Below are 14283 nucleotides of genomic sequence, written 5' to 3' on the forward strand. Positions count from 1 at the left end.
CGTCAGGCCCACAGCGTCGTGCGTCTTCCACGCGGCTAGCACTTCTTCACCGCCTGCGGCCGTCGGGACGGCCGTCCGCACTGGGACTTGTGAGGACTCACGTGAGCTCGAAACCCGTCGTACTCATCGCTGAAGAGCTGTCGCCCGCCACCGTCGACGCACTCGGTCCGGACTTCGAGATCCGGCACTGCAACGGCGCCGACCGCGCCGAGCTGCTGCCCGCCATCGCCGAGGTCGACGCGATCCTGATCCGCTCGGCCACCAAGGTCGACGCCGAGGCCATCGCCGCCGCGAACCGCCTCAAGGTCGTCGCCCGCGCCGGGGTCGGCCTGGACAACGTCGACGTCGCGGCCGCCACCAAGGCGGGCGTGATGGTGGTCAACGCCCCCACGTCGAACATCGTGACCGCCGCGGAACTCGCCTGCGGTCTGATCGTCGCCACGGCGCGCAACATCCCGCAGGCCAACGCCGCCCTGAAGAACGGCGAGTGGAAGCGGAGCAAGTACACGGGCGTCGAGCTCGCCGAGAAGACCCTCGGCGTCGTCGGCCTCGGCCGGATCGGCGCGCTCGTCGCCCAGCGGATGTCCGCCTTCGGCATGAAGGTCGTCGCCTACGACCCCTACGTGCAGCCCGCGCGGGCCGCCCAGATGGGTGTCAAGGTGCTGTCGCTGGACGAGCTGCTGGAGGTCTCCGACTTCATCACCGTCCACCTGCCGAAGACCCCCGAGACCCTCGGCCTGATCGGCGACGAGGCGCTGCGCAAGGTCAAGCCGAGCGTGCGCGTCATCAACGCCGCGCGCGGCGGCATCGTCGACGAGGAGGCGCTGTACTCGGCGCTCAAGGAGGGCCGGGTCGCCGGCGCGGGCCTGGACGTGTACGCGAAGGAGCCGTGCACCGACTCCCCGCTGTTCGAGTTCGACCAGGTCGTGTGCACCCCGCACCTCGGTGCCTCCACCGACGAGGCGCAGGAGAAGGCGGGCATCGCCGTCGCCCGTTCGGTGCGCCTCGCCCTCGCCGGTGAGCTGGTCCCGGACGCGGTGAACGTCCAGGGCGGTGTCATCGCCGAGGACGTCAAGCCGGGCCTGCCGCTCGCCGAGCGCCTCGGGCGCATCTTCACCGCGCTGGCCGGGGAGGTCGCCGTCCGCCTCGACGTCGAGGTGTACGGGGAGATCACCCAGCACGACGTGAAGGTGCTCGAACTCTCCGCTCTGAAGGGCGTCTTCGAGGACGTCGTCGCCGAGACGGTGTCCTATGTCAACGCGCCGCTGTTCGCCCAGGAGCGCGGGGTCGAGGTCCGTCTGACCACCAGCTCCGAGTCGGCCGACCACCGCAACGTGGTGACCGTGCGCGGCACCCTCGCCGACGGCGAGGAGGTGTCGGTCTCGGGCACGCTGGCCGGTCCCAAGCACGTCCAGAAGATCGTCGCGGTCGGCGAGTACGACGTCGACCTGGCGCTCGCCGACCACATGCTGGTGCTGCGCTACGAGGACCGCCCGGGTGTCGTCGGCACCCTCGGCCGCATCCTCGGCGAGGCGGGTCTGAACATCGCCGGCATGCAGGTCGCCCGTGCCACGGTCGGGGGCGAGGCGCTGGCCGTGCTGACGGTCGACGACACGGTCCCGGCCGGGGTCCTGGCCGAGGCCGCGGCCGAGATCGGGGCGACGTCGGCCCGTTCGGTCAACCTGGTCTGACCCCACCGCGGTGCGGGCCGCGCGCCCGCACCGTCCCTTCCCGACCGCCGAGCGCCGGACGGGCTGAGCCGATCAGCCCGTCCGGCGCTCGACGTGTCCGGATCTCCGGGCACGGGCATGGCCGGCGCGTCGGCGCCCGGCCCGTCCGGCGGCGGCCGGGCGCCGGGATGAGAGCCTCGCCACGTCACGCCGTTCGCACGTTCGTCCAACTTGTATGGTCAGTATGTTGGTAATTTCGTGTGCACTGTGATGTACGTGAAACGGGGGGAAGCGGGGGGAGCGGCCGGCGCTGCGGCCGTGGTCCCCGGTTCTCGTATCTTCGTGCGGTTGCTGAGCCGCCCGCGCGATGTGCGGAGGGAGGGACGGGCATGGCCCGGGTCGGTCGGGGGGACGGACGGCAGGACGGGGAGCGGGGTGACGGCGAGTCGCTGCCGCCCCCGCCCGACGCCACGGTGCAGCTACGGGTCGACCAACTCCGTGCGCCCGCCGACGAGACCATGCAGCTGCGGGTGCCCGAGGGAGGCATACCCGCGAGCGGCATACCCGAGCGGGACCCGGCCGAGCCCCGTCCCTCGCGCCGCGCGCCCCGCAGGTCCGCCTCCTCCCGCACGGGCGCCCTGCGCTCCGCACTCCGTCCCGTCGCCGCCCGGCTCGAGCCGGTCCTCGCGCCGGTGGTCGCCCTGCTCGGCCCCCACCTCCGCCGACTGCGCCCGCACTACCCCCGGCCGGGGCGCACGGGGTGGCGCCGCTGGATCCCCTCCCGGCGGCAGACCCTCGCGGGTCTCCTCGCCTCCTTCGGGCTGAGCACCCTGTTCGTGATGGTCTCCTACGCGGCCACCGACATCCCGGACGACCTCAACACCCACGCCACCCAGCAGGACAACGTCTACTTCTGGTCCGACGGCACCCCGCTCGCCAGGACCGGGTGGGTGCAACGGCAGGCGATGCCGCTGGAGGAGATCCCCGAGGACGTCCGCTGGGCCGTGCTCGCCGCGGAGAACGACAGCTTCTACAGCGATCCGGGCATCTCGGTCAAGGGCATCTCGCGCGCCTTCCTGCGCACGTTCGGCCAGGGCGACACCGAAGGCGGGTCGACCATCACCCAGCAGTACGTGAAGAACGTCTACCTCAACCAGGACCGCACCCTCGGACGCAAGTTCAAGGAGGCGATGATCGCGCTCAAGCTCGACAACGAGATGAGCAAGGACGAGATCCTGGAGGGCTACCTCAACACCAGCTGGTACGGCCGCGGCACCTACGGCATCCAGCGCGCCGCACAGGCCTACTACGGCAAGGAGGTCCAGGACCTCAACGCCAGCGAGGCCGCCCTCCTCGCCTCCCTGCTCAAGGGCGCGGGCCTGTACGACCCGACGCTGAGCTCCGCCAACCGCGACCGGGCGGTGGAGCGCTGGACGTGGATCCTCGACCGGATGGTGACGCTCGGCAAGCTGTCTCCCGAGGAGCGCGCCAAGTACAGCAAATTCCCCGAGCCGCTGAAGCGCAATCCGCTCTACGCCACCGGTGAGCAGAGCGACTACCTCGTCGAACTCGCCTCCCAGTACGTGAAGAAGACCGCCGGCATCTCCGAGCGGGACTTCGACCTCGGCGGCTACCAGATCTACACGACGTTCGACAAGAAGCGCGAGGACCAGCTCACCAAGGCGGTGGTCGAGGCACGGAAGAAGGGCCGCAAGGACCACCCGAAGCCGGCCGCCGACGCCCACTACGGAGCCGCCACGGTGGCCGCCGACGGCAGGATCCTCGCCGTCCACGGCGGCCCGGACCACCGCAAGCAGGGCTACAACGAGTCCAACGCGACCACCGTGCCCGCGGGGTCGGCGTTCCACCCGTTCGTGTACGCGGCGGGCCTGGAACACGGGGTGCGCACGAGCCGCGACGGGCAGCCCACGCCGGTGAGCGGGGAGACGCTCTACAACGGCGACGACCGTGTCCCCGTCACCACGCCCGAAGGCCCGTACTGGGACCGCAGCGGCCGCAAGGTGGCCGCGCGCAACGACGGCGGCAAGTCCTACGGCAAGATCTCGCTGCACCGCGCCCTGGCGCTGTCGGTCAACACCCCGTTCATGCAACTGGGCATGGACACCGGGCTGGCGAAGGTGCGGTCCACCGCCATCGCGGCGGGACTGCTGCCCTCCAGCATGGGCGCCCAGGTGCCCGCACTCGCGAACGGCAGCGCCACGCCCAGCGCCATCCGCATGGCCAGTGGGTACGCCACGTTCGTCGCCGACGGGGTGCACACCGAGCCGTACTCGGTGCGCAAGGTCACCCGCGGGGGCCACCGGATCGGCATCTCCCGGCCCACCACCCGCCGTGCGGTGAGCGCCGACACGGCACGGCAGGTCCAGGCGGCCCTGGCCGAGGGCCATCGCGTCACCCACCCGGGCGGTCCCGCCGAAGCCGCCGGAAAGGTGGGAACCACCGAGGACGACACCGCCGCCTGGTACGTGGGCAACCTGGGCAAGGAGACGACCGCCGTCGTCGTGTACCGCATCGACCTGGCCGAGAGCCTCGAACCGCTCCCGCTCAAGGGGCTCGGGGGCAAGCCCTCCGGCAGTGTCCCGTACGGCATCTGGTCGAAGGCCCTCGGGATCGGTGACTGAGTCACCGGTGCGGCCGCACCGCACCCAGCCGTCCTGTCCGCCAGCCACCCGCCCCTCCGTCTCACAGAGGTCGTGCCACAGATGAAGCAGCCGTCGGGCCGTCGCCGCAAGACCAGAGCACCCCGTCGTCCCGCCCGCCGCCACCTCATCGGGCTGACGGCGGCCCTCGTCGTCGCCTCCCTCGTGGTCGCCTATCTGACGCTCTCCGGCAACGACAGCACCGCCCCCACCGGGTCCGCCAAGGACAAGGCGCCGAGACGGTCCGGCCAGCAGGCGGCCGAGGAACCGGAGTGGGACGGCAAGGTGAAGGTGATCGGCGACGGGTCCACCTCGTACACGGGCCCGCAGAAGAACCGGTACAAGCCCGAACGCCTCAAGCCCGGACAGAAACCGCCCCAGTTCGTGGTCTTCTCGTGGGACGGCGCGCTCCAGGGGGACGACGGCCTCTTCGCGCACTTCCGGCAGACGGCCAAGCAGCACGACGCGCGCATGACCTTCTTCCTCACGGGCATCTACCTCGTGCCCAAGACCAAGCGGCACCTGTACGACCCGCCGCAGCACCCCGCCGGCAGCGCGGCGATCAGCTTCCCCACCGACGAGCACATCCGCACCACCCTGCAGGAGCTCTCCGCCGCCTGGAAGGAGGGCCACGAGATCGGCACCCACTTCAACGGCCACTTCTGCGGGACCAAGGGCGGCGGCGACTGGAGCGTCGACGAGTGGCGCAGCGAGATCGACCAGTTCTACGGCTTCGTGAAGAAGTGGAAGACCAACACCGGCTTCACCGACGTCGACCCCCTGCCCTTCGACGTCGAGAAGGAGGTCACGGGCGGCCGTGCCCCGTGCCTGGAGGGCCAGGCCAATCTGCTGAAGGCGGCCAAGGACTACGGGTGGCGCTACGACGCCAGCTCCGCCGGTGACTTCCAGATCTGGCCGGTGAAGAAGGACGGCATCTGGGACTTCCCGCTGCAGATGCTCCCGTACGAGGGCGGCAAGTACCAGGGCCTGTCCATGGACTTCAACTTCCTCTACAACCAGTCCGACGGGGAGACCGACGGCGACCCGGCCATGTACCCGCAATGGCAGCAGGAGACGGTCCAGACGTACATGGCGGGCTTCGACCGCGTCTACTACGGCAGCCGCGCGCCGCTGTTCATCGGCAACCACTTCGAGGAGTGGAACGGCGGCATCTACATGAAGGCCGTCGAAGAGGTGATCAAGAAGGTCTGCCCCAAGAAGGACGTCGAGTGCGTCACGTTCAAGGAGCTGGCGGACTGGATGGACGTGCAGGATCCGGCCGTCCTGCAGCGGCTGCGGAACCTCGATCCGGCGCAGTCCCCGGACTGGTCCACGGTCGTCAAGTGACCGGGGCGGACGGCGCCCGCGGCCGGAGGTGACGGTCGGGTAACTCCCGTACGGACAAGGGCGCCACCCCCTTCACAGCAGCCACACATGACATGCGAGACTCCGCTTCACACCGGCATCTTCCGCCGGGAAGAGGGGAGTTTCAGTGAAGTCAAGAAAGCTGCGCCGCACACGACGTCGCGCGACCGTCATCACAGCGGCCGCCGTCTCGGCCGTCGCGGGAGCGGCGATGCTTCCCGTCTGGAGCGCCGGCGCCTCCACCCAGGCCGCCCAGCCCGAGGTGGACGCCCGGACCAAGGCCACGTTCCAGCGGTTGGCTGACGCGGTCTTCACCGACCGCACCAATGCCCTGGTCGACCGGCCGGGCAAGAGGAAGAAGCAGATATCCGACGGCTTCTCCGGCCGGGTCGCGCTGTCCTCCGGGACGGCCCGGGCCGAGGGCAAGGCGCTGGACCGGCTCACCGACCGCCGCGCACGGCTCGCGCGGCACGGCGAGAAGTACAGCAAGGCCGACACCAAGGTCACCCTCGACCGCACCCGGGTGAACGGCCGCAAGGCCGTCGTCGCCGTCACCGAGACGACGACGCTGACGTACAAGAAGGTCCGGGGGGACGAGCCGAGGACCACCGGCTTCCAGTCCCAGCACGAACTGACCTTCCAGGCCGACCGGCGGGGCCAGTGGCGCCTGACCGGTATCCGTGAGGCGGCGGACGACCAGCTCGCCGTCAACCAGCCGGACGCGCCGACGGTCGAGACCACGCCGAGCCCGACGCCGTCCACGAAGGCGGCCGCCAACACCATGCCGTCGTCGCCGCGCGCCGAGATCACCCGGCCCGCGCCGGCCGCCCCGAAGGACCTGACGGGCGGTGAGTACGACTACAAGGCCATGGCCGCCTACGCGGAGAAGCACTGGCGGGACTACAACCCGGACTACCCCAGCTTCGACGGACGGGGGGCCGGCGGCGACTGCACCAACTTCGTCAGCCAGGCCCTGAAGGCGGGCGGCTGGAAGCACGTGCCGGGCTACGTGTACGACTACACGCGCTGGTTCGGCAACAACGAGATCCAGTCGCACTCGTTCGTGGGGGTCAACGAGTGGTCGTGGTTCGCCCTGAACTCCGAGCGCGCCACCAGCCTCGCCAACGTGTACCAGATGGACGTCGGTGACGTGCTCCAGGTCGACTTCGACCGCGACGGGTCCAAGGACCACACGATGATCGTGACGCACCGCAGCGCCCAGGGCGTGCCGTACCTGACGTACCACTCGACCAACACGCTGCGCCGGTCGGTCGCGAGCATCATCGCCTCGTACCCGAACGCCGCGTACTACGCCTACCGCACCTGAACGCGGTCGGCGGACACGTACGGAAGGAGGGTCACAGGCGGGCGGACTTGAGGGCCATGTGCAGCAGCAGACGGTCCTCGCCGTCGTCCAGGTCCAGGCCGGTGAGCCGTTCCACGCGGGACAGCCGGTAGTACAGGGTCTGGCGGTGGATGCCCAGCTCGGCGGCGGTCCGCCCGGCCTGGCCCGCGAGGTCGAGGTAGGTCTCGGCGGTGCGGGCCAGCTCCCGGTGGGCGGGGGCCAGCAGCAGCCCGGCCACCGGGTCGTGGGCCGCCCCCGCGGGCAGCGCGGTCAGCAGGCGGTACGGGCCGATCGCGTCCCACCGGGCGACCGGCCCGAGCCGGGGCTCGGCCAGCGCCGCCCGGGCCGCCGCCGAGGCCTCCCGCCAGGCCGTGCCCAGCTCCGCGAGGCCCGTGCGCGGACCGGCGATCCCGGCGGCCACCGGTCCCCGGCCGCCGGGACCGGCCTCACGGGCCCGCTCCAGGAGCCGGCCCGCCGCGGTGGTCGCCGGGGTCAGCACGTCCGTGGCCCGCAGCCGCAGCAGCAGGGCGAGCGCCAGGTCGGAGGCGCCCCGGGGCAGCGTGCACAGCGCCGTCGCCCCCGGCACGGTCCGTACCGACGGCGCGTCCTCGGGATCGGCCGACGGCCAGGGCGCCACACAGACCAGGGTGTGCGGGCCGTCCGCCCGGGGCCCCAGGGCGGTGCGCAGTTCGGCGACGGCCATGTCGTGCTGCCAGTCGCGTTCCGCGGTGAGCACCGCCCGGAGTTCGCGGGTGAGGTCCGCGCCGTGCTGCGCCTCGTCGGCGAGCAGCGCGCCGATCCGCGCGGTCACCCGCATGGCCGCCTCCAGCCGGCGGTCGGAGGGGCCCGGGTCGTCCTCCAGCAGCCAGACGTACCCCAGCACGGCACCCCGATGGCGTACCGGCAGGCAGATGCGTCCGCGGTGCACCCCCGCCTCCGGGGTGCGCGGGATGCGGACCGGGCCGGTGGCGCGGGTGATGCCGAAGCCCTCGAACCAGGCGCGGACGGCGGCCGTGGAACGGCGGGTGAGGATCGACCGGGTGCGCACCGGGTCCAGCGCGGACGGATCCAGGTCCCCCTCGCTGTCGTACACGCCGAAGGCGATCAGCTCGAAGTCCCGGCTCTCCAGGGTCGCCGGCGCGCCGAGCAGCTCGGAGATCTCGTCCACGAGCTCCTGGTAGTCACCCCTGTGTTCCGACGTCACCCGGGCATTGTCGCGCACCCCGGCCCGTCCTTCATACAGATGTCTGAGAACCGCGGCACGGATGCGTGACAGCTGTCGATGGCCGACGATCGGGGGACTCCATAGGTTTCACGGTGGTTCCCCGTGCCGTATCCGGACGAACGGATCGCGGCCGTCTGGTGCATGTGCTTGGGAGGTGCCCCGTGCTGGGTCCCGTGATTCTCGCCGCGTCGCGCAGCGACCGGATGCGTCGGCTGATCTCGGCGGCGCCGGTGACCCGGCAGGTCGTCGACCGGTTCATCCCCGGGGAGACCGTCGACGCGGTGCTGCCCATCGTCGAGGAGCTCACCGGCCGGGGCCTGGAGCTGACGATGGACGTCGTCGGCGAGGACATCACCCGGCCCGAGCAGGCCGAGGCGGCCCGCGACGCCTACCTGGAACTCATCGAACGGCTGGCCCCGCTGGAGCTCGGCGACCGCGTCGAGATGTCCGTCAAGCTGTCCATGTTCGGCCAGTCCCTCCCCGGCGGCCACGACCTGGCGCTCGCCAACGTCCGCCCGGTCGTCGAGGCCGCCGCCGCCATCGGCACCACCGTCACCCTGGACGCCGAGGACCACACCACCCTCGACTCGATGTTCGCCGTCCACGAGGAACTGCGCCGGGACGTCCCGCAGACCGGCTGCGTCATCCAGGCGTACCTGTACCGCACCGAGGAGGACGCGCGCAGGCTCGCCGCGAACGGCAGTCGCGTACGGTTGGTGAAGGGCGCCTACAAGGAGCCCGCCGAGGTCGCCCTCCAGCAGAAGCACGAGATCGACAAGGCGTACGTGCGCATCCTGCGCACCCTGATGAACGGCGACGGGTATCCGATGATCGGGTCCCACGACCCGCGTCTGATCTCCATCGCCCAGGAGCTGGCCCGCACCGCCGGGCGCAAGCCGGACGAGTACGAGTTCCAGATGCTGTACGGCATCCGCAGCGACGAGCACCTGCGGCTGGCCGCGGAGGGACACCGCATGCGCGTCTACACCGCCTACGGCACCGACTGGTACGGCTACTTCATGAGGCGGCTCGCGGAGAAGCCCGCCAACCTGCGGTTCTTCGCGCGCAGCATGATCACCAAGGGCTGACACACACCGCTCAAGTCAAGGAGTTACGGACACCATGGACGCTGTGACCCAGGTCCCCACCCCCGTCAACGAGCCGGTGCGCGGCTACGCCCCCGGCTCTCCCGAGCGGGCCCGGCTGGAGGCGAAGCTGCGGGAGCTGGCGGACAACCCGGTCGACCTGCCCTGCACCATCGGCGGCGAGAAGCGCATGGGCGGCGGCGACCGGTTCGACGTCGTGCAGCCCCACAACCACAAGGCCCGCCTGGGCACCGCCGCCAACGCCACCCGGCAGGACGCCCAGGACGCCATCGACGCGGCCCTGGCCGCCGCGCCCGCCTGGCGCGCGATGTCCTTCGACGACCGCGCGGCGATCATCCTGCGAGCCGCCGAACTGCTCGCCGGCCCCTGGCGCGAGACCATCGCCGCCTCCACCATGCTGGGCCAGTCCAAGACCGCCCAGCAGGCCGAGATCGACAGCCCCTGCGAACTGGTGGACTTCTGGCGCTTCAACGTCCACTACGCGCGCGGCATCCTCGCCGAACAGCCCCCGGCCAACTCGCCGGGCGTGTGGAACCGCCTGGACCACCGCCCGCTGGAGGGCTTCGTCTACGCCATCACCCCGTTCAACTTCTCCGCGATCGCCGCCAACCTGCCGACCGCGCCCGCGCTGATGGGCAACGTCGTGGTGTGGAAGCCCTCCCCGACGCAGACGCACGCCGCCGTGCTGCTGATGCGGCTGCTGGAGGAGGCCGGGCTGCCCAAGGGCGTCATCAACCTCCTCACCGGTGACGGGCTGGAGGTCTCCGAGGTCGCCCTGGAGCACCGGGACCTGGCGGGCATCCACTTCACCGGCTCGACCAGGACCTTCCAGCACCTGTGGAAGACGGTCGGCAACAACATCGAGAAGTACCGCACCTACCCGCGCCTGGTCGGCGAGACCGGCGGCAAGGACTTCGTGGTCGCCCACCCGAGCGCCGACCCGGCGATCCTGAAGACGGCGCTCACCCGCGGCGCCTTCGAGTACCAGGGCCAGAAGTGCTCGGCGACCTCCCGCGCCTACATCCCGGCGTCGATCTGGAACTCCGGCTTCAAGGAGGAGTTCGCGGCCGAGGTCGACGGCATCCGGATGGGTGACGTCACCGACCTGTCCAACTTCATCGGCGCCGTCATCGACGAGCGGTCCTTCGCGAAGAACAAGGCCGCCATCGACCGTGCCGAGGAGGACCCCTCCTGCACGATCGTCGCCGGCGGCTCCTACGACGACTCGGTCGGCTACTTCGTCCGCCCGACCGTCATCGAGTGCACCGACCCGGAGAACGAGGTGTTCCGCACCGAGTACTTCGGCCCGATCCTCGCCGTGCACGTCTACGAGGACGACCGGTACGAGGAGATGCTGACCCAGATGGAGTCGGTCTCCGACTACGCCCTCACCGGCTCGGTCATCGCGAACGACCGCGCGGCGGCGGCGTACACGATGGAGAAGCTGCGCTACGCGGCCGGCAACTTCTACATCAACGACAAGTCGACCGGTGCCGTCGTCGGCCAGCAGCCCTTCGGCGGCGGCCGTGCCTCCGGCACCAACGACAAGGCGGGCGCCCCGCAGAACCTGATGCGCTGGACTCTGACCCGCGCCATCAAGGAGACGCTGGTCCCGCCGACCGACTACCCGTACCCGCACATGGGCTGACGCCCCCTCCGAACGCGAACGGGCCAGGTCACCCCCCGACCTGGCCCGTTCGTGTGCCCGCCCGTGGTGCGGCTCCGCGGCTCCGGTACGGGCCCAGGGGGCGGGCTGCTCCGGGGAGGGCCGTGGACGGCGGCTCCGGCAGGGCGCCCCGGTGCGGCCCGGCGGCGGTGTCCTCCGTCTCCGCCGACCTTCATGGACCGGTAAAAGGCCAGGTCGGAGAGGTGTGACGCAGTCCACCGTCTCAGATAGTAGGAAGCCCAAGTAATTGTGCAGACAGACGCGCGGCGCGCCCTTACTTTTGTAGGAGCCGAACGTCTCGCTCGATCCAGCGAATGGCGGTCGTGAGCCGGACCCCTGTGCAGGTCACCCCCTGCGGTCCCGGGCTCCCCGCCCCTTCCGGCGTCCCTTGACCCTCCGCGCGCCCCGGCGCGCGTCCCGAAGGAGCCGATGACCCATGCCCGAGACGACCACCCGCCGCCGCGTCCGCCACGCCTCCCGCACCGCCGAGTCCGACCGCAAGAACGCGGCCGCCGCCCTGCAGCGCGCCCTCGACCGCCGGGACAACGGCGGTTCGACCGGTCATTGAGCCCGGCCCGTCCTCCATGCGGGTGTCCGGATCTCGGACGGCTCATGTCAGTGCATGGGACGAGGAGTAGGGTGCCCGCATGTCTCGCAGCATCAATCTCGCAGTGATCCCCGGTGACGGCATCGGCCAGGAGGTCGTGACCGAAGGGCTCAAGGTCCTCTCGGCCGTCCTTCCGCAGGATGTGAAGCTGGAGACCAGGGAGTTCGACTTCGGCGCCCGGCGTTACCACGCCACCGGTGAGACCCTCACCGACGCCGACCTGGCCGAACTCCGCAAGCACGACGCCATCCTGCTGGGCGCCATCGGCGACCCCGGCGTCCCCCCCGGCGTCCTGGAGCGGGGCTTCCTGCTCAAGCTGCGGTTCGCCTTCGACCACCACGTCAACCTCCGGCCGAGCAAGCTCCTGCCCGGCGTGGCCACCCCGCTCGCGGGCCAGCCGGAGATCGACTTCGTCGTCGTCCGCGAGGGCACCGAGGGCCCCTACACCGGCAACGGCGGCTCCATCCGCACCGGCACGCCCCACGAGGTCGCCACCGAGGTCTCTGTCAACACGGCCTTCGGTGTCGAGCGCGTGGTCCGCGATGCCTTCGCCCGCGCCCAGGCCCGCCCCCGCAAGAAGCTGACGCTGGTCCACAAGAACAACGTGCTGACCTTCGCCGGCCACCTCTGGACCAACATCTTCACCAAGGTGGCCGAGGAGTACCCCGAGGTCACCACCGAGTACATCCACGTCGACGCCGCGACGATCTACCTCGTCACCGACCCGGCCCGCTTCGACGTCATCGTCACCGACAACCTCTTCGGCGACATCATCACCGACCTCGCCGCGGCCGTCTCCGGCGGCATCGGCGTGGCCGCGAGCGGCAACATCAACCCTTCGGGTGAGTTCCCCTCCATGTTCGAGCCCGTGCACGGCTCGGCCCCCGACATCGCCGGCCAGGGCAAGGCCGACCCCACGGCCACCGTCCTGTCCGTCGCCCTCCTGCTGCGCCACCTCGGCCACGAGACCGAGGCCGCCCGCATCGAGGACGCCGTCTCCGCCGACCTCGCGGAACGCGGTGACCTGCCCGCACGCAGCACCTCCGAGATCGGCGACGCGCTCGCCGTACGGGTAGCCGGCTGACCGGGCGCGCTCTCGAACCCCACACGAAAGCCGCCGGGTCCCTTCCGCGCCCGGCGGCTTCCGCATGTCCCCGCCGGGTGCCACCATCGACCAACGGGCCGCATTCACCCCGTTTCTTCCGCAGCCGCCCACGGGCGATAATCGAACGCGGAGCCGCGGAATGAGGGAATGCTCGGACGTCCTAGTAACGGCCACCGGCCGTACGGGAGTGTGCGCGGCTCGTCACTACAACCGGTGAAGGACAGACGACTCATGACGACGCCCACGATCGAGCTCAAGCCCTCCGCCCATCCGCTCTCGGACGCAGAGCGCGAGGCGATCCTGGCCAACCCCGGATTCGGCCGCCACTTCACCGATCACATGGTGACGATCAAGTGGACGGAAGGGCGCGGCTGGCACGACGGCCAGCTCGTCCCGTACGCGCCGATCCCGCTCGACCCCGCCACCACCGTCCTGCACTACGCGCAGGAGATCTTCGAAGGGCTGAAGGCCTACCGGCACCCCGACGGCTCCGTCGCCACCTTCCGGCCGGAGAAGAACGCCGAGCGCTTCCGGCGTTCCGCCCGCCGCCTGGCCATGCCGGAGCTGCCCGTCGAGACGTTCCTCGAGGCGTGCGACGCGCTGGTCCGCCAGGACAAGGCGTGGGTCCCGGCGCACGGCGGCGAGGAGTCGCTCTACCTGCGCCCGTTCATGATCGCCACCGAGGTCGGGCTCGGGGTCAAGCCCGCCAACGAGTACCTGTTCCTGGTCATCGCCTCCCCGGCCGGCGCCTACTTCCCGGGCGGCGTGAAGCCGGTCTCCATCTGGGTCTCCGAGGACCGCGTCCGCGCCGTCCCCGGCGGCATGGGCGACGCCAAGACCGGCGGCAACTACGCCGCCTCCCTGCTCGCGCAGGCCGAGGCCGCCGCCGAGGGCTGCGACCAGGTCTGCTACCTCGACGCCACGGAGCACACCTGGGTCGAGGAACTGGGCGGCATGAACCTCTACTTCGTGTACGGCGACCGGATCGTCACGCCCACCCTCACCGGCTCCATCCTGGAGGGCGTCACCCGTGACTCCCTGCTGACCGTCGCCCGCGACCTGGGGTACGAGGCCGTGGAGGAGCGCGTCTCCGTCGACCAGTGGCAGCGCGACTCCGAGAACGGCACCCTCACCGAGGTCTTCGCCTGCGGCACCGCCGCCGTCATCACCCCGGTCGGCACCGTGAAGCGGGCCGGCGCCCAGTGGCAGCAGAGCGGCGGCGAGCCCGGCGAGGTCACGCAGCGGCTGCGCCAGGCCCTGCTCGACATCCAGCGCGGCACCGCCGAGGACAAGCACGGCTGGATGCACCGGCTGGGCTGACGCACGGGCGGCGACGAGGCCGGGTGCCGGACCCTTCCGGCACCCGGCCTTCGCCTGTCGCCCCCCGGTCCCCGACCCGCCCTCCGCCCGGGACCGCCCGCATCCTGAGACGGGCGCCGGACGCGGGGACGGAATGTGCCAGACTGCCCCCGTGCTCTCGTTCGCCACGATTATTGGCAGCAGGCGCGCCGGTCCGCAGTGACCGCCACGTACG

At 71.1% G+C, this 14283-nt stretch carries 10 protein-coding genes; 9 read left to right on the forward strand and 1 reads right to left on the reverse strand.

All coding sequences use genetic code 11. The annotated features are described in order from the left end of the window. Positions 1–101 precede the first annotated feature (101 nt). The 4 genes from serA to AB0F01_RS10275 all read left to right on the forward strand — a co-directional run bounded on the left by serA (position 102) and on the right by AB0F01_RS10275 (position 7022). Positions 102–1691 carry a phosphoglycerate dehydrogenase gene (serA, locus tag AB0F01_RS10260; protein ID WP_362092130.1) on the forward strand — a complete coding sequence of 530 codons (1590 nt, stop codon included), beginning with the start codon at positions 102–104 and terminating at the stop codon, positions 1689–1691. 497 nt (positions 1692–2188) lie between these two features. Continuing rightward, positions 2189–4312, forward strand: coding sequence for a transglycosylase domain-containing protein (locus tag AB0F01_RS10265; protein WP_362092588.1), 2124 nt, complete (start codon positions 2189–2191; stop codon positions 4310–4312). 81 nt (positions 4313–4393) lie between these two features. Beyond that, positions 4394–5677: a hypothetical protein gene (locus tag AB0F01_RS10270; RefSeq protein WP_362092133.1), complete on the forward strand. Its 1284-nt coding sequence runs from the start codon at positions 4394–4396 to the stop codon at positions 5675–5677. A gap of 145 nt (positions 5678–5822) precedes the next feature. Continuing rightward, positions 5823–7022 (forward strand): amidase domain-containing protein, encoded by a 1200-nt coding sequence (locus tag AB0F01_RS10275; protein ID WP_362092135.1) that lies wholly within the window; start codon positions 5823–5825, stop codon positions 7020–7022. Between the two features lie 31 nt (positions 7023–7053). Here the strand turns inward: AB0F01_RS10275 and AB0F01_RS10280 are convergent, their stop codons facing one another. Next, on the reverse strand, positions 7054–8244 hold the full coding sequence (locus tag AB0F01_RS10280) for a helix-turn-helix domain-containing protein (protein ID WP_362092138.1): 1191 nt from the start codon (positions 8242–8244) through the stop codon (positions 7054–7056). Between the two features lie 182 nt (positions 8245–8426). Between AB0F01_RS10280 and AB0F01_RS10285 the strand changes: the two genes are divergently transcribed. The 5 genes from AB0F01_RS10285 to AB0F01_RS10305 all read left to right on the forward strand — a co-directional run bounded on the left by AB0F01_RS10285 (position 8427) and on the right by AB0F01_RS10305 (position 14069). After that, positions 8427–9353: a proline dehydrogenase family protein gene (locus AB0F01_RS10285; RefSeq protein WP_362092141.1), complete on the forward strand. Its 927-nt coding sequence runs from the start codon at positions 8427–8429 to the stop codon at positions 9351–9353. A gap of 34 nt (positions 9354–9387) precedes the next feature. Continuing rightward, positions 9388–11019 (forward strand): L-glutamate gamma-semialdehyde dehydrogenase, encoded by a 1632-nt coding sequence (gene pruA / locus AB0F01_RS10290; RefSeq protein WP_362092144.1) that lies wholly within the window; start codon positions 9388–9390, stop codon positions 11017–11019. Between the two features lie 454 nt (positions 11020–11473). Continuing rightward, a complete protein-coding gene (locus AB0F01_RS10295) occupies positions 11474–11605 on the forward strand; it encodes a hypothetical protein (RefSeq protein ID WP_362092147.1) in 132 nt (43 codons plus the stop codon). A 79-nt stretch (positions 11606–11684) separates the two neighbouring features. Then, positions 11685–12728, forward strand: a complete 1044-nt coding sequence (locus AB0F01_RS10300) for a 3-isopropylmalate dehydrogenase (RefSeq protein WP_362092150.1) — start codon at positions 11685–11687, stop codon at positions 12726–12728. 252 nt (positions 12729–12980) lie between these two features. Continuing rightward, a complete protein-coding gene (locus AB0F01_RS10305) occupies positions 12981–14069 on the forward strand; it encodes a branched-chain amino acid aminotransferase (protein WP_362092153.1) in 1089 nt (362 codons plus the stop codon). Positions 14070–14283 lie beyond the last annotated feature (214 nt).

The sequence above is a fragment of the Streptomyces sp. NPDC029526 genome, from assembly GCF_040637405.1.
Taxonomy (GTDB): domain Bacteria; phylum Actinomycetota; class Actinomycetes; order Streptomycetales; family Streptomycetaceae; genus Streptomyces.